Source organism: Pantoea brenneri (genome assembly GCF_038594305.1).
In the GTDB taxonomy this organism is placed as follows: domain Bacteria; phylum Pseudomonadota; class Gammaproteobacteria; order Enterobacterales; family Enterobacteriaceae; genus Pantoea; species Pantoea brenneri.
Genome location: NZ_JBCGBG010000001.1, coordinates 1,294,370 through 1,309,566, shown reverse-complemented (window position 1 = coordinate 1,309,566; position 15,197 = coordinate 1,294,370). Strand labels below are relative to the sequence as shown.

The window sequence follows — 15,197 nt, the reverse complement described above, 5'->3', positions numbered from 1 at the left end:
AAAGCCCCGCAGGCGGGGCAAATTCTGGGAAGCAAAAGCATCCGTGCTAATCAGTGATCCCTCACAACAGACACAGGATGTCAGCTGTTACTGGTCGACGACGCATTCTGCAGAACGTGTTCCAGTGCCTGACGATAAATATCCTGTTTAGCCACGTCACGCTCACTCTCCAGGCGATGAATCAGGCCCAGCACAATGTCTTTATCGGAAACGTGGGTTTTGTAATGCGCGAGTTCAGCATGGACGGCTGCAATAACTTCTTTCTCGCTGGTAACCGGAGTGCCAGAGTTCATGAAGTATTCAGAAATCTGAGACTCTGTATTGATTGTCGTTTGCATATCAGGCCTCATCAAAAAGGGGGGTAAATGCGCCATTTCAGGTCCGGTCAGCGGACGACGCAAAAAAAGAGCATCTGAAGGTGGAAATCCACGACACCTTCAGATGCGGTGCAATGCACCTTTCGTTACAAGTGACTTAACATCACGGCGCAAAGTTATACAATAACGACAAACTTGTACAACGAAATTCGATAAAATTTTACTGGTCGGTGGTGTATTTCACATGCATGTTTAAAATAATTAACGGTTAATTTTTATTAAATATATTTAAATACAAGTGGTTATCTTGTTGTCGCTGCGCTTTTCGCTTTTTCTTTATCAAATTCGCTGAAAAAAATATTTCCGCTCAAGGCTGTACGTCTGGGTGATTTTCCGCAAAAACCTGTACAGGTTCAGACAGTAAAACCGCGCTGACGGGACAGGGGCGGGCGGTACAACGGTGGCAATCTTATTCACCTGACCGTGAAGCCAGCACAATTCACTTCACACCTGCGCCTCAGAAGGCTAAGGTTTAGCGCTTACTTATCAGAAGGAGATGATCATGATTAACGACTATTTCGCGCTTCCGCCTGCCGGCATCACGCAGGAACAGCACAAGCGCACGGTGGCGGTGGCAGCGGCGCTGGCGGTAGCTAAAGAGTCAGTCAGTGCGTCAACCTCGGCGACCGGTTCAAAAACGGCGTGGGATCTGCAGGCGGTGGCCAATGAAATTGCTAATCTGGCGGATGCGATTCAGGATGCGCTGGAAAGCGATAGCGAAGTGTAAACCTGCGGCCTGAGGCGGCGAGGTGTGGATAGCAGACCGGGCCTCAGCACCGGGTCGCCGCTGAAGCCCGGCAACGCTCTGGCTGCCGGGTAACGCTTATTCTACTGACGGCGGCTCATATTTAATGTACTGCCGTAATGTGTCATGGATCGCCCGGTTATCGCCCTCATCCAGACCGCGTCCGGCATATTCTTTCGCCAGCGCCGCCAGCACATCATCAAACTTACCTTTGTAGTTGAGATTATTCAGCGCAATTTGCTGGCCGAGGATCTCTTTTAATACCGTGGTCTCTACTTTTAGCTGACGGACTTCATCTTCAAGATGTTTGATTCGCGCATCGTCTGACATAACACCTCCATGATTAAACACCGCAGAATAACCATGCCACGCCGGATATTCAAACAACGCAGGCAGCAGACAAACTTTGTCAGATTTTCCTTAAGTCAGAATAATGCATTAGCCGGGCGATTATACCGCCATTCCCGATCAACAAGTCGCGCCGCTCAGCTTGTGCGGTGATAGTGATCGCTTTCTGCTGAATATTACGCCAGCGCAAAAAAACGCCACAAAAAAAAGTGCATTGTCATCAACCCCTTCGCTTAAACCTTTTCCGTTGCGCTTGATTAAAAGGGTAATTCGATATTACTGTGTTTATATACAGTTATCTGGAAAAGGAGTGTTATTATGGAGTTCATCAAACCTGCGGACCTGCACGCCGTTATGCCGTTGCCGTTGTACATCGAACGGGTACCCTGCGGATTTCCCTCACCGGCGCAGGATTATGTCGAACAAAGAATTGATTTAAACGCGCTGATGGTTCAGCGACCCAGCGCCACCTATTTTGTCCGGGTGAGCGGTGAATCGATGACAGACGCGGGTATTAACGACGGTGACATGCTGGTGGTCGACAGTTCGCTGACCGCTGCCCATGGCGATATTGTGGTCGCCGCCGTTGACGGTGAATTCACGGTTAAACGCCTCCAGCTCCATCCCTGCCTGCAACTGATGCCGATGAATACCCAGTTCAAGCCGATCGCCATTAAAACGGAAGATGCGCTTGAAGTGTTCGGTGTGGTGACCTTCGTTATTAAATCGACCCATTAATCATGTTCGCGCTGGTCGACGTGAACAGTTTTTATGCCTCATGTGAAACGGTGTTCCGGCCCGATCTGCGCGGCAAGCCGGTGGTGGTGCTGTCGAATAACGACGGCTGTGTCATTGCGCGCAGCGCTGAGGCGAAAAGGGTGGGCATCAAAATGGGCGCACCCTATTTTAAAATGCGTGAAGAGCTGACGCGTCATGGGGTGCAGGTCTTCAGCTCGAACTATGCGCTCTACGCCGATATGAGCCAACGGGTGATGACCATCCTGGAAGAGATGGCACCTTCGGTTGAGATCTACTCGATCGACGAAGCGTTTCTGAATCTGACCGGCGTGCAGAACTGTACGGCGCTGGAAACCTTTGCCCGCCAGGTCCGCCAACGGGTGCTGAAAGAGACGCATCTGACCGTCGGCGTCGGCATTGCCCAGACCAAAACCCTGGCGAAGCTGGCTAATTTTGCCGCCAAGAAGTGGAGCAAAACCGGCGGCATCGTCGATCTGTCCGATCCTGAGCGGCAGAAAAAGCTGCTGGCGTTGATTGATGTCGCCGAGGTGTGGGGCGTAGGTCGCCGCATCGCGAAACGGCTGAATGCGATGGGGATCGAGACCGCGCAGGATCTGGCTGCCCAGAGTACTCCGACCATTCGCAAGCATTTTAATGTGGTGCTGGAGCGTACGGTCAGGGAGCTGCGCGGCGAGCCTTGCCTGGAAATGGAAGAGTTCACTCCGGTGAAGCAGCAGATCATCTGTTCGCGATCGTTTGGCAGCCGTATCTCCGATTACAATCAGATGCGGCAGGCCATCTGCGCCTATGCCGAACGGGCGGCAGAAAAACTGCGGCGGGAGAAACAATATTGCCGTCAGGTCGGGGTGTTTGTGCGAACCAGTCCGCATGCGGTCAACGAAACTTTCTATGGCAATCAGTCTACCGGTCAGCTGCTGACCCCAACCCATGACACGCGTGACATTATCCGCGTCGCCATGGCGTGCCTGGATAATATCTGGATAGAGGGCCACCGCTATATGAAAGCCGGTGTCCTGCTGGGCGATTTTTTCAGTCAGGGCGTAGCCCAGCTTAATCTGTTCGATGAGATGCCACCGCGCGCTGACAGCGAGGTGCTGATGCAGCTGGTTGACCGCATCAACCAGAAAGGCCGGGGAAAGCTGTGGTTTGCCGGGCAGGGCATCCATAAAGAGTGGGCGATGAAACGCGAGATGCTGTCGCCCGCTTACACTACCCGTCTGACCGATTTACCGGTCGCGAGAGTGAAATAAGCGCCCGCTGTTTTTACTGCCGCCGTAGCATAATGATTTCCGGATAAAAGCTTTTTTTATCACGCAGTGAAATTATCGGGCCGTTATCCTTTACCTGGCCCGACCAGTTGTTAGCTGGTCGGGTGTATTGATAAAATATTTAGGTAAATGTGATGAATTTTAGACAATTTGAAAACAGAATTAATCAGTGGCCGGCCATACATTTCACCGCGATAGTAAAAAACCGTCGCGAAGAGGAATATGAAATTTATGCAGTCGATGAGAGCAATAATATAAAATCTCAGCTATTTATCTGCTTTGCGGATAATGAAAGCCATGCCAGCTTGCTTATTAAACAATTTACGCTGTGGCTGATCAAAATAAATAGCGAGAAACGCCGCCAGCAAAAGGCCGAACGTCACGCCGAGGCAGCATTATTGCCGGATAAATAAGCGGCGGGATTGTTCTGATGCCGGGAAAATAGGTTCTCACTAAAAAGCATAAATTGAGTAGCATCGTTAACCATTAAGGCGATTAAATTGTCACGCAGCCGAACCCGTGCCTGAAGATAAAGTATCAGCGCGGTATACTTATTATCAGCGGCTGGGATACAATCCCCTGTTGATTTTTACGGGAGCACCTTTCCCCCTGGCCGGTAATGATGATCACGATAGCCACAGCGCATAAAAACAAAGAACGGGGCCGCCCCAGAGAGTTTGATATTGAACAGGCTCTGGACCACGCCATGATTGTTTTTCGGCAAAAAGGGTATCACGCGGCATCACTGAGCGAGCTGGGCGAGGCGATGGACCTCTCTGCTGGCAGCATCTACAAGGCGTTTAAAGATAAACGCTCCCTGTTTCTGCAGGTGTTTGAACGTTATCTGCTGCTGCGTAATGCCGAGCTGCGCCGCCGGCTGCTGCCCTGTACCAGCGGACGGGCAAAAATAGCGGAACTGCTGCAGTTTTATCTCGATTCCGCGCGTGCCGTTGAAGGGCGACGCGGCTGTCTGGTGGTCGCCAGCGCGATTGAATTGCAGACGCTGGATGAGGCGCTGGCGCTCCGCATCAATCAGGTGGTGGTGCGTAATCAGTGCTTTCTGGTTTCGCTGCTGGAGCAGGGACAGCAGGATGGCTCTGTCTCCGCCACGCTGGATGTTGAGTCGGCTGCCGGACTGATCCTCTGCATTGCCTATGGGATGCGGGTGGCGGGCAAGGTCAGCGATGTGGCAGACGAACAACAGACCCTTGCCCTGGCATTAAAAGTGCTGGGTTAAAATTTAGCTAATTAGGAGGCGAGCGCTTCCTAAATTTATCGGTAAACGGACAGAGGTAACCCACAGCGAACAAGAGAAACGCGATGGCAACGATCATAACCCGCGGCGGGACAATCGCCGCCCGCCAGATGCCCGGGAGCGAGCAGTGACAGACGACGACCTGACGATTAATGATGAAATTCGCGCCCTGATAGGAAAAGTGGTCTCACGCCTGATCAGGCCCGATGAAGTGCTGAGTGTTCATGAGATCATCACTGCGCTGCACAGTTTGCGCGTCCGTTCACCTGACCGTAATACGCGCTTATCCTGTCGGAAAGCGATTCGCATTCTGGCGCGTAAACTCCATTAGCCCCGCGCTTTTCAGTCAGAGAAATTCTGCGGTGCGCTTTCCGAACCGCTTATTGTGTGCCAGGCTTTTCTGCTCCATTATCCTGCGTAGAAAATTAAGGCCTGTTTCGTGAAAACCTCAATCTTACTGACCCTGGTGGCCGCTATCGGCTGTTCCGTTTTTGCCGCCCGTGGCGGGTTCGAAACCCATGCGACACAACATCCGTCGCATCAGAGCGTAACCGAAAACGGCGAGCCACTGACTGAATAGGCGAACTGGATAGCGCCACAGTCGGCCCGGACAGGTCAGCCTGCCGTTGCCCGGCACGCCGCAGAGCACAGGATTCGCTTTTCAGCTGGCTTGTCTGAAGCAGCATGACGCGGTAATAAAAGGCGGGCAGCGGGGCGATACGGGCACCGGAGAAGGTGCCCTCGGCAGAACTGTCAGCCGGAGAGGAAGGATTAACGATAGTTTTTAAGTTCAACCGGTTCCTGTCCGGTCACCACCAGCCAGTTCAGCTCGGCCCGATCGCGGGTTGAAGCATTGATAAAACTTTTCAGCCAGTTGCGCGCATCAGCAATTTGCGCCACGCGATCGTCGTTACGCTCATTTTCAGCCATCTCACCCAACTGTCGAATCAGTGATACCAGCGTAATATCCTGTTGTTCAAACGCCAGGTTAATGGCGGCTTCACCAAGAATCATATGACCGGTTGATTTATCGTGAAATACCATGGGTAACCTCCTGAGTGAAAATGTAAATAACACAATAATTATTCTAGTTAAAGGCAGCTTAAACGAAAGTGGAATCCCCTAAGGCAGACGCTATTAAAGTCATCAGCAAATAAAATGAACTTTTTCCTATCCGGTTAACTTACTGATATCGCGATAAAACGTTACGCATTACTATTTTTGACGCCACTCGGGGTACACATAATAGCGGTAACAAAAGCTGGATGAGCCTGAAATTCAGATAAGCGAAGGGGCGGAATAAAGCGCGGCAGTAGCACCGGACAGCCCGACACAGCTGAAGGGCGGCGGTGTTAAGGGCGCACTGCAGCACAGGCCGCGATTAACGTTTCAGCTAAAAAAAAGCAAAAATAAAGCCGCCATGCGGCGGCTTTATAACGGAATATCCGTAATTATTTATTTGGCACTTCAGAAACTGCTTTAACGTCAGCTTTATTAATTTGCTGCTTAACGCCGTTGGCATCTTTATATGCCAGCAGACCAGCATCTGACTCAGAAGGTTTGCCATCACTAATAATGGTGCGTCCATCATTGGTGTGGATTGCGTAGCTGGTACGGGTGCAACCGGTTAATACGGTCATACCAATCAATGCAGCAAGAGGTAAAATCAGCGCTTTTTTCATCGTATTCACCTTATAATTAGTTGTCGAGTTCACTCATGTTACTAATTTCATTGCGATTGATTTGCTCGGTTTTACCGGTCTGAGCATCGCGATATGAGACCAGTCCGGTATCATCATCAATTTGTGGCTTGCCATCGGTAACAATAGTGCGGCCATCGGTAGTCTTAATCGATTGATTAGATGCGCAGCCCGCCAGGGTGCCTAAACAAAGGGCCACCAAAGCGACAGCCGAGAGGGATTTCATTTTCATTTTTTCATCTCCTTGAAGTAAATCCAGACGTATACAGCATAGACGCCTTTATAAATTTTGCTGGCTCTGTAGCGCTTCGTTGGCTAATTTTTGGCCAGAAAGGCGCGTGCAGGGGAATAATCGTCCACCTGTGCGCCGGATATAGCATTTATTGCCAATGAAAGCAGTCGGGCAGGTTATTTGTCCGCCTGGTTAAAGGGTACGCAAATAATCCGCAGTAAAAAGGTCAGACCAGTAAAATTAATCTCACTGCCACCGTCCTGGTGGTGCCGTCGGCGTCAGCTATGCTTAAGCATGGAGGTGCTTATGTGTGGACGCTTTGCGCAGTACAGCAGCCGGAATGACTATTTCGATGCGCTGGGGATCCCGGAAGATGAAATTATTTACGACCCGCAACCGATCGGCCGCTACAACGTGGCGCCCGGTACCCGGGTGCTGTTGCTTAACCAGCACGATAACCAGCTGCATCTTGATCCGGTGCTGTGGGGTTACGGTCCCGACTGGTGGCACAAGGCCCCGTTGATCAATGCGCGCAGCGAAACCGCGGCGCAGGGACGGATGTTTAAACCGTTGTGGGCACAGGGTCGCGCTATCGTGCCAGCCGATGGCTGGTACGAATGGAAAAAACAGGGCAAGCAGAAGCAGCCGTGGTTTATCTACCATCGTCACCAGCAACCGCTGTTCTTCGCCGCTATCGGCAAAGCGCCTTATGACCGCGAGCACGGCAAAGAGGGATTTGTGATTGTGACTGCCGCCAGCGATAAGGGGATGGTTGATATTCACGATCGGCGGCCGCTGGTGCTGGAAGCCAGCGCAGTAACTGAGTGGCTAAGTGCGGAGACGACGCCAGAACGGGCGGTTGAGATTGCGCAGCAGGCGGCGTTACCGGAGCAGGCGTTTGCCTGGCACCCGGTGAGCCAGGCGGTGGGGAATATTCATCATCAGGATGCCAGCCTGATCGCGGAGATTGATGACCCGGCAGAGTGAGCCGCTACCGGGTCGGACAGGGCTGATAACCGTGCTGATCAACTGGGTGCGCCGATCGGCAGGGCCGATCAGAGGAGCGAGTCTTCCCCGGCTTTGGCGGCCGCTTTCTCGGCTTTCATCGCATTGATCGGATCGGAGGCGCTCAGCCAGCGATCGAATTTCTGGTAGGTGTCGATAAAGGTTTTAAAGTAGCTACTGGCTATGGTGGCGTTCTCTTTGTGGTTCATAAACGCGACTGCCAGTTTGAACGCATCTTCGTTATCAAATTTCATTTTTGTCTCCCTCGCTTCAGATCTATAGAGCGTAGCCTGATTAAGCCGCGCGTGCATTCAGACAACCGGCTGATAAACCGCAATAAAGCACCTCAATCTCAGCTGTCGGCCAGATTGGCGTTGATTCCCACTTACTTCACGTCAAATCCTTCTTATAATGCCAGCTTCACTCGTGAAGGAGACCCGCTTATGTTGAAAGGATTAACCGTTGCCGCTGCGCTGCTGCTGTCGGGCTGTAGCCTGATGCATAAACAGCCACCGGCGCCCCAGACCCTGCACTACCGCTGCGGTACCTTGCCGCTGACCGTCACCCTTGATGAAGCACAGCAGCAGGTCAGCTTTATTATGGATGGTCAGCCGCTGACGCTAAAACAGACGGTATCCGCCTCGGGTGCCCGCTACAGCGACGGCAACTATGTCTTCTGGTCCAAAGGAAACGGCGCGTTTATCGAACGTAACGATAAAATTGTCGTTAATGATTGTGAGCTGCAACCCGCCAGCTGACTGTTTATCTGAATGAGCGAACATTATGAGCGACAGCGATACGCTACACACCATTGCCCACCTGCGGCGTGAATATACCCGCGGCGGGCTACGCCGTAAGGATCTGCCGGACGATCCTATCGTGCTGTTTGAACAGTGGCTGAGCCAGGCCTGCGAAGCGAAGCTGCCCGATCCGACGGCGATGACCGTGGCGACGGTGGATGAAGAGGGGCAGCCGTGGCAACGCATCGTTCTGCTGAAGCATTTTGATGCGCAGGGCATGGTGTTCTATACCAATCTGGGCAGCCGTAAGGCCTTGCAGTTGGCGCACAACCCGCGTATTTCGCTGCATTTCCCGTGGCACTTTCTGGAGCGTCAGGTGCTGGTGCTGGGTGAGATCGAGAAGCTGTCGCCGCTGGAGGTGCTGAAGTACTTCCACAGCCGTCCGCGTGACAGCCAGATTGGTGCCTGGGTGTCGAAGCAGTCGAGTCGCATCTCCGCGCGCGGCATACTGGAAGGCAAGTTCCTTGAGCTTAAGCAGAAGTTCCAGCAGGGCGAGATCCCGCTGCCCAGTTTCTGGGGCGGCTACCGGGTGAAATTTCATACGGTGGAGTTCTGGCAGGGGGGCGAACATCGCCTGCACGATCGTTTCCTCTATCAGCGCGATCACGACGGCTGGAAAATCGACCGACTGGCACCCTGAATCGGTAAGATTCCCGCCTTTCAGCGCTGGCACAGAAGGCGTCAGCGCTTTATGCTATAGCCCTCATTTTTTTCGATTCCGCAACTCAGCGGAAAGCTGTGTACCAGCATAGGTGCAGTCTGATCAATTTGGAGTCAGTGATGACCAGCAGTAACCTGATACAACAATTGCAAGAGAGGGGCCTGATCGCCCAGGTGACGGATGAAGACGCGTTAACAGAGAAACTGGCGCAGGGGCCAATTTCGCTCTATTGCGGCTTTGATCCCACTGCTGACAGCTTGCATTTGGGCCATCTGGTACCGCTGCTCTGCCTGAAGCGTTTTCAGGATGCCGGACACAAGCCGGTCGCGCTGGTTGGCGGTGCTACCGGCCTGATTGGCGACCCCAGCTTTAAAGCAGCAGAGCGTAAACTCAATACCAGCGAAACCGTCAACGAATGGGTTGAAAAGATCCGCCAGCAGGTGGCGCCATTCCTTGATTTCGATTGCGGTAGCAACAGCGCTATCGCCGCCAATAACTATGACTGGTTTGGCAGCATGAATGTGCTGACCTTCCTGCGTGATATTGGTAAGCACTTCTCAGTGAACCAGATGATCAATAAAGAAGCGGTGAAGCAGCGTCTGAACCGTGACGATCAGGGCATCTCCTTCACTGAGTTTTCCTATAATCTGCTGCAGGGCTACGATTTCGCCTGCCTCAATGAGCGTCACGGCGTCTCGCTGCAGATTGGCGGCTCCGATCAGTGGGGCAACATCACCTCCGGTATCGATCTGACCCGTCGTCTGCATCAGAATCAGGTGTTTGGCCTGACGGTTCCGCTGATCACCAAGTCTGACGGCACTAAATTCGGTAAAACCGAAGGCGGCGCGGTCTGGCTGGATGCGAAGAAAACCAGTCCTTATAAGTTCTACCAGTTCTGGATCAACACCGCAGATGCCGATGTTTACCGGTTCCTGAAGTTCTTTACCTTCATGAGCATTGAAGAGATCAATGCGCTGGAAGAAGAAGACAAAAACAGCGGTACCGCGCCACGTGCGCAGTATGTACTGGCCGAGCAGGTCACCCGCCTGGTGCACGGTGAGGAAGGTCTGGCCGCCGCGAAACGGATTACCGCCAGCCTGTTCTCCGGTTCGATCAGCGAAATGACCGAAGCCGATTTCGAACAGCTGGCGCAGGATGGCATGCCGACCATCACCCTGAGCGCGGAGGACGATCTGCAGCAGGCGCTGGTGAAAGCGGAGCTGGTGCCGTCACGCGGTCAGGCTCGCACCATGATCGGCTCAAACGCCGTCTCACTCAACGGTGAGAAGCAGTCGGACGCGGAGTACCGCTTCAGCGACAGCGATAAGCTGTTTAATCGCTACACGCTGCTGCGTCGCGGCAAGAAACATTACTGCCTGATTAACTGGCAGTAAGATTTCAGGGCCGGTTTCCGGCCCTTTTTTATGGCAAGGCAGGACAGGGCAAACAAGTGAAAAATATTTTAGCGATTCAGTCGCACGTTGTTTTTGGTCATGCCGGTAACGCGGCTGCCGAGTTTCCGATGCGCCGCATGGGCGCGAACGTCTGGCCGCTGAACACCGTACAGTTTTCCAACCATACGCAATATGGTCACTGGACCGGCACGGTGATGCCAGCCACCCATCTGACCGATATCGTGAAAGGTATCGCCGACATCGACCGCCTGAAGACCTGTGATGCGGTGCTGAGCGGCTATCTGGGATCGGCGGAACAGGGCGAACAGATTTTAGAGATTGTCCGCCAGGTCAAAGCGGCTAATCCCGACGCCTGGTATTTCTGCGATCCGGTGATGGGCCATCCTGAAAAGGGCTGTATCGTAGCGCCGGGCGTGGCGGAATTTCACTGTAAAATGGCGATGCCGGCCAGCGATATTATCGCCCCGAATCTGCTGGAACTGGAAATGCTGAGCGAGCGCAGCATTACCGACGTTGATGCCGCGGTAGACGCCGCGCGGGCGCTGATCGCCCAGGGACCAAAAGTGGTGCTGGTAAAACATCTGGCGCGGGCGGGCCGTCGCAGCGATCGCTTTGAGATGCTGCTGGTCACCGCCGAAGATGCCTGGCACATCAGTCGTCCGCTGGTTGATTTTGGCGTACGGCAGCCGGTTGGCGTGGGCGATCTGACCAGCGGCCTGCTGCTGGTGAATCTGCTGCACGGCAAAAGCTTACAGGATGCGCTGGAGCACGTGACGGCGGCAGTGTATGAAGTGATGCTGAAAACCCATCAGATGGGCGAGTATGAACTGCAACTGGTGGCCGCGCAGGATGCGATTGCCGCGCCGACCCAGCACTTCGCGGCTGAAAAGCTGTAAAACAGAGCAGGGCCGGATCATCGGCCCTGTTCACGTAGCGGCTCATTTTTTGCTGAGGTAGCACCAGACTCAGTGTAAGCCTTCCGCCGTTAACGCCGCCTGCACCGCCGGCCGCGCCGTCACCCGACTGAACCAGCTCTCCAGCGCCGTACAGGCCGATAAATCGAGCCTGAGCGCCCTGGCCCAGCGCGTCACCACATACAGATAGGCATCGGCCACGCTAAAGCGCAGCCCCATCAGCCACTGCTTGTCACGCAGCGCCTCATCCACAAAGCGGAACTTAGCCGTCAGCAGGGTCCGCGCCCGGCTTTTTTCCTCTTCCGTGCTATCCGGACGAAACAGCGGGGTAAAACTTTTGTGCAGTTCGCTGCTGATGTAGCTCAGCCATTCCACGGTGTGATAGCGCGTCAGGCTGCCGACCGGAGCCAGCAGATGGCGGTCAGGCTTGAGGTCCGCCAGATACTGCACAATCGCCACGCCTTCGGTCAGTACCGTGCCGTCGCTGAGCTGCAGCGCCGGTACCTGTCCTTTGGGATTGATTTGCCAATAATCGTCGCCACGTTCCGTGATTTTTTTTGCCAGATCAACATTCACCTGCGTGAAGTCGAGCCCGCATTCGCGCATGACAATGTGGGGTGAGAGAGAACAGGCACCCGCTTTGCAAAACAGTTTCATGACCAGCCTCCTTGATGCGATGGGATCATTGCATCATAAGGGCCTGGCCCGGAATTGCCAGTGACGACGATCAGGGAACGGAGAGAGGGCGACTGGGAGAGGAATAAAAAAAAGCCGGGCAGTGCCCGGCGGGTAAAGGGTCAGACGGTTTACGCCTCGACCTCTTTGGTTTTTGCGTCGTTATCCTGGGTCATCCGGTTAAGCAACGGCGCTGTAATCAGCATCAGCAGGGCAATGACCGCGGTCACGATACCAATCTGCTGGAACACGCGGCTATAGGTGGCCAGCGAAATCAGCGGATCGGTCACGTTTTCCGGCACTGCCATCAGGTTAGCCACTTTACCGGCAATCACTGCCGCGCCTGCGGTGGTCAGGAACCATGAGCCCATGATAAAGCCCATCAGACGCTGTGGCACCAGCTGTGCGACCATCGCCAGGCCGAGACCGGAGATCATCAGCTCACCGATACTCTGCAGCGCATAGCTCAGAATCAGCCAGTTAACCGAGACGATACCCGCATCGCTGGCAAACTTCGCGCCCACCGGCAGCACCAGAAACGCACCTGAGCAGAGCACCATGCCGAAAGCAAACTTATGCGGCATCGGCAGTTTATCGCCCAGCTTGTTGTAGAGCGCCGCCAGCAGCGGACTGGCCAGCATAATCCAGAACGGGTTCAGCGCCTGGAACTGTTCCGGCGCAAAGGTGATGCCAAGAATGCTGTGCTCAACGTTGCGGATGGCAAAGAAGTTCAGCGAAGTCGGCATCTGCATGTAGAGCACAAAGAACAGAATCGCTTCGACCATCAGCAGGAAGGCGACAATCATCTTACGACGCGCGGCACCCTGCAGGGCAAAGGCCTCTTTGGCAAACACCAGCACGATACCCAGCGCAATCACCGCCAGCACCAGACGGGCGATAGACTGGTGATGCAGCATCCAGTTAGCCAGTGCCACCAGCACCACAACGCCTACCAGCGTCATCAGCAGCTTACCGATTTGCAGCGGGGCGAAATCCGGTTTAGAACCGTAATCTTTGACCATGCGCTTGCAGAACAGGAAGTTGAACAGGGTGATCACCAGACCAATGACCGACAGCGAGAACGCCACGTTGTAGCCATATTTCTCGGCTAACCACGGGGTCAGCATCATCGAGAACAGCGAGCCGATGTTGATCGACATATAGAACATGGTGAAAGCACCGTCGATACGCGGGTCATCTTTGTCGTAGCAGGTTGACAGCAGCGAAGACGGGTTCGCTTTAAACAGGCCGCTACCGACGGCGATGGTCGCCATACCGATATAGACAATGCTGACGTTGTGACCGGAGAAGGCCACCAGCGCATAACCCAGCGCCAGCACCAGCACGCCCAGCACAATCACGCGTTTGGTACCCAGCACCTTATCGCCGAGCCAGCCACCAATCGCCACCAGTCCGTAGACCAGTGCGCTGAACGAGGAGAACAGCGTGATGGAGTCTGATTCGGACATCCCCAGCTGTTTCACCAGGTAAACCGCCATGATGGCCTGCAGGCCATAGAAACCAAAACGTTCCCACAGCTCAATCGAGAAGATTAAGTAGAACGCCTTTGGCTGTTTAAACGCATTGAGACTGACTGTCTCATCAGTGTGTTTGTTTGCAGTTGACACATGTACCTCAGTTTTATCACACCCTGTTTCGGGACAGGAATTAAGTCCGCGTCATGTGAGTTGTCCATGCGCAAGATTGTTATTAGAAGGGAAAAGCGGCGACTAATTTGGCTGATTAAGCGCGACAGGGCAAGAATTTTCTGACCACTGGTTTAGCCTGATATTGTCGGGTTAAAAAACTTATAACAAACTGTTAATCGGATTTAAATATGGCAAGTGTCGATTATAGCAGTATAAATGCTGTGGATGCGAGCCAGTGGCTGGATAATATTGATATTAACTGCTAATAGAGGATTATGCAGATTAATAGTTTGTTGAATAATAACTATCCAGCACTATTCGTCAGTCAGCGACTATATTCCAGGCGAAGCGGCGAAATATCCGTCATTTATCTGCCCGCTTTGCACTAAAAGTGAACAAATGACGATCCTGCGCACAAATAGATGATTTAATTCAGGAAGAAAAAGAAGAAACCGTTTGCGTGCTGAAAATCTGCGCAGCAAAAAACGGCAGCAGACGACAATCGAAGCATAAAAATTGCCTGCGCGGTCTGACAGTCCGGAATCAGATGCCCGGTTCGGTAGGGTGCAGAGGGCACAAATTCACGGCGCGTCCGGCCTCGCTCGACAGCAAATTAACATTCCTGTAACCTCATTCTTTCCCCTCATGAGGATGGTTTATGTCTTCCCCTTTACGTTTATCTCTGGTCGGCGATTACCGTGCTGACGCCGTCGCCCATCAGGCGATTCCGCTGGCAATAGAACGTGCCGCCGCTGAGCTGAATATCACCGTTGACGCAGAGTGGATTGCCACTGAACAACTGGGCGATCTCAGCCAGCTGCAACAGCGTGAGGCGATCTGGGTGGTGCCAGGCAGCCCTTATCGCCATGATGCCGGTGTGTTTGCCACCATTCGTATGGCGCGGGAACAGGGCAAACCTTTTCTCGGCTCCTGCGGCGGGTTTCAGTATGCGGTGATTGAGTATGCCCGCAACGTGCTCGACTGGCAGGATGCGGCACATGCGGAGACCGACCAGAGCGGACGGATGGTGATAGCGCCACTGAGCTGTTCGCTGGTGGAGCAGCGCGGCGCGGTCAGATTTGCCGCCGGTTCGCGTATTGCCAGGGCCTACGGCACGCTGAACAGCGATGAGGGTTACCATTGTAACTTTGGCGTTAACCCGGACTTCAGCGCAGCGCTGGCCGGCAGGACGCTGGCTATCACCGCCTGGGACTCAGACGGTGATGTACGCGGTGTTGAGCTGGACGATCACCCGTTTTTTGTCGCCACGCTGTTTCAGTCAGAGCGGGCCGCGCTGCAACAGAAGACCTCACCGCTGGTGGTCGCCTGGATGCAGGCCGCGCTGGCGCAGCGCTGACCGCCAGCAGCCGGTGACAGTGTCACCGGCTGCGCGA

At 53.7% G+C, this 15,197-nt stretch carries 21 protein-coding genes; 13 read left to right on the top strand and 8 right to left on the bottom strand.

Features of this window, described 5'->3' with window-relative positions:
• Positions 1-80 precede the first annotated feature (80 nt).
• On the bottom strand, positions 81-338 hold the full coding sequence (locus tag AABB92_RS06080) for a biofilm development regulator YmgB/AriR family protein (RefSeq protein WP_031377373.1): 258 nt from the start codon (positions 336-338) through the stop codon (positions 81-83).
• 541 nt (positions 339-879) lie between these two features.
• Between AABB92_RS06080 and AABB92_RS06075 the strand changes: the two genes are divergently transcribed.
• Positions 880-1,104 carry a hypothetical protein gene (locus tag AABB92_RS06075; protein ID WP_031377372.1) on the top strand — a complete coding sequence of 75 codons (225 nt, stop codon included), beginning with the start codon at positions 880-882 and terminating at the stop codon, positions 1,102-1,104.
• A gap of 96 nt (positions 1,105-1,200) precedes the next feature.
• On the opposite strand, the gene AABB92_RS06070 is transcribed toward AABB92_RS06075, so the two are convergent.
• Positions 1,201-1,452 (bottom strand): hypothetical protein, encoded by a 252-nt coding sequence (locus AABB92_RS06070; RefSeq protein WP_031377371.1) that lies wholly within the window; start codon positions 1,450-1,452, stop codon positions 1,201-1,203.
• 336 nt (positions 1,453-1,788) lie between these two features.
• On the opposite strand from AABB92_RS06070, the gene umuD reads away from it, so the two are divergent.
• The 6 genes from umuD to AABB92_RS06040 all read left to right on the top strand — a co-directional run bounded on the left by umuD (position 1,789) and on the right by AABB92_RS06040 (position 5,332).
• Positions 1,789-2,208 carry a translesion error-prone DNA polymerase V autoproteolytic subunit gene (gene umuD / locus AABB92_RS06065; RefSeq protein WP_031377370.1) on the top strand — a complete coding sequence of 140 codons (420 nt, stop codon included), beginning with the start codon at positions 1,789-1,791 and terminating at the stop codon, positions 2,206-2,208.
• Positions 2,209-2,210: 2 nt separating this feature from the next.
• Complete coding sequence (gene umuC / locus AABB92_RS06060) at positions 2,211-3,479, top strand: translesion error-prone DNA polymerase V subunit UmuC (RefSeq protein WP_031377369.1); 1,269 nt, start codon at positions 2,211-2,213, stop codon at positions 3,477-3,479.
• Positions 3,480-3,631: 152 nt separating this feature from the next.
• Complete coding sequence (locus AABB92_RS06055) at positions 3,632-3,910, top strand: hypothetical protein (RefSeq protein ID WP_046288349.1); 279 nt, start codon at positions 3,632-3,634, stop codon at positions 3,908-3,910.
• Between the two features lie 209 nt (positions 3,911-4,119).
• Positions 4,120-4,734: a TetR/AcrR family transcriptional regulator gene (locus tag AABB92_RS06050; protein ID WP_031377367.1), complete on the top strand. Its 615-nt coding sequence runs from the start codon at positions 4,120-4,122 to the stop codon at positions 4,732-4,734.
• 145 nt (positions 4,735-4,879) lie between these two features.
• Positions 4,880-5,083, top strand: coding sequence for a hypothetical protein (locus AABB92_RS06045; protein ID WP_031377366.1), 204 nt, complete (start codon positions 4,880-4,882; stop codon positions 5,081-5,083).
• 108 nt (positions 5,084-5,191) lie between these two features.
• Entirely contained in the window at positions 5,192-5,332 is a 141-nt protein-coding gene (locus AABB92_RS06040; RefSeq protein WP_227021914.1) for a hypothetical protein, read from the top strand.
• Between the two features lie 191 nt (positions 5,333-5,523).
• Here the strand turns inward: AABB92_RS06040 and AABB92_RS06035 are convergent, their stop codons facing one another.
• From AABB92_RS06035 to AABB92_RS06025, 3 genes are all read right to left on the bottom strand, one after another.
• Positions 5,524-5,796, bottom strand: a complete 273-nt coding sequence (locus AABB92_RS06035) for a hypothetical protein (RefSeq protein WP_031377365.1) — start codon at positions 5,794-5,796, stop codon at positions 5,524-5,526.
• Positions 5,797-6,203: 407 nt separating this feature from the next.
• Positions 6,204-6,434: a YgdI/YgdR family lipoprotein gene (locus AABB92_RS06030; RefSeq protein WP_031377364.1), complete on the bottom strand. Its 231-nt coding sequence runs from the start codon at positions 6,432-6,434 to the stop codon at positions 6,204-6,206.
• Positions 6,435-6,450: 16 nt separating this feature from the next.
• On the bottom strand, positions 6,451-6,684 hold the full coding sequence (locus AABB92_RS06025) for a YgdI/YgdR family lipoprotein (RefSeq protein ID WP_031377363.1): 234 nt from the start codon (positions 6,682-6,684) through the stop codon (positions 6,451-6,453).
• A gap of 306 nt (positions 6,685-6,990) precedes the next feature.
• Here AABB92_RS06025 and AABB92_RS06020 point away from each other — a divergent pair, with 306 nt between their 5' ends.
• The gene (locus AABB92_RS06020) at positions 6,991-7,671 is read left to right on the top strand and encodes an SOS response-associated peptidase family protein (protein ID WP_031377362.1); all 681 of its coding nucleotides are present in this window, start codon (positions 6,991-6,993) and stop codon (positions 7,669-7,671) included.
• A 68-nt stretch (positions 7,672-7,739) separates the two neighbouring features.
• Here AABB92_RS06020 and AABB92_RS06015 read toward each other — a convergent pair whose 3' ends face one another.
• Positions 7,740-7,943: a hypothetical protein gene (locus AABB92_RS06015; protein ID WP_031377361.1), complete on the bottom strand. Its 204-nt coding sequence runs from the start codon at positions 7,941-7,943 to the stop codon at positions 7,740-7,742.
• Positions 7,944-8,132: 189 nt separating this feature from the next.
• Between AABB92_RS06015 and AABB92_RS06010 the strand changes: the two genes are divergently transcribed.
• From AABB92_RS06010 to pdxY, 4 genes are all read left to right on the top strand, one after another.
• Positions 8,133-8,447 (top strand): MliC family protein, encoded by a 315-nt coding sequence (locus tag AABB92_RS06010; protein ID WP_031377360.1) that lies wholly within the window; start codon positions 8,133-8,135, stop codon positions 8,445-8,447.
• Positions 8,448-8,472: 25 nt separating this feature from the next.
• On the top strand, positions 8,473-9,129 hold the full coding sequence (gene pdxH / locus AABB92_RS06005) for a pyridoxamine 5'-phosphate oxidase (RefSeq protein WP_031377359.1): 657 nt from the start codon (positions 8,473-8,475) through the stop codon (positions 9,127-9,129).
• A 140-nt stretch (positions 9,130-9,269) separates the two neighbouring features.
• A complete protein-coding gene (tyrS, locus tag AABB92_RS06000) occupies positions 9,270-10,544 on the top strand; it encodes a tyrosine--tRNA ligase (RefSeq protein ID WP_031377358.1) in 1,275 nt (424 codons plus the stop codon).
• Between the two features lie 56 nt (positions 10,545-10,600).
• Complete coding sequence (gene pdxY, locus AABB92_RS05995; RefSeq protein ID WP_031377357.1) at positions 10,601-11,461, top strand: pyridoxal kinase PdxY; 861 nt, start codon at positions 10,601-10,603, stop codon at positions 11,459-11,461.
• Between the two features lie 69 nt (positions 11,462-11,530).
• On the opposite strand, the gene gstA is transcribed toward pdxY, so the two are convergent.
• Together gstA and dtpA are read right to left on the bottom strand one after the other, a co-directional pair.
• Complete coding sequence (gstA, locus tag AABB92_RS05990) at positions 11,531-12,136, bottom strand: glutathione transferase GstA (protein WP_031377356.1); 606 nt, start codon at positions 12,134-12,136, stop codon at positions 11,531-11,533.
• Between the two features lie 149 nt (positions 12,137-12,285).
• Positions 12,286-13,782, bottom strand: coding sequence for a dipeptide/tripeptide permease DtpA (gene dtpA, locus AABB92_RS05985; RefSeq protein ID WP_031377355.1), 1,497 nt, complete (start codon positions 13,780-13,782; stop codon positions 12,286-12,288).
• Positions 13,783-14,461: 679 nt separating this feature from the next.
• On the opposite strand from dtpA, the gene AABB92_RS05980 reads away from it, so the two are divergent.
• On the top strand, positions 14,462-15,160 hold the full coding sequence (locus AABB92_RS05980; RefSeq protein ID WP_031377354.1) for a CTP synthase C-terminal region-related (seleno)protein: 699 nt from the start codon (positions 14,462-14,464) through the stop codon (positions 15,158-15,160).
• The last annotated feature ends 37 nt before the right edge of the window (positions 15,161-15,197 follow it).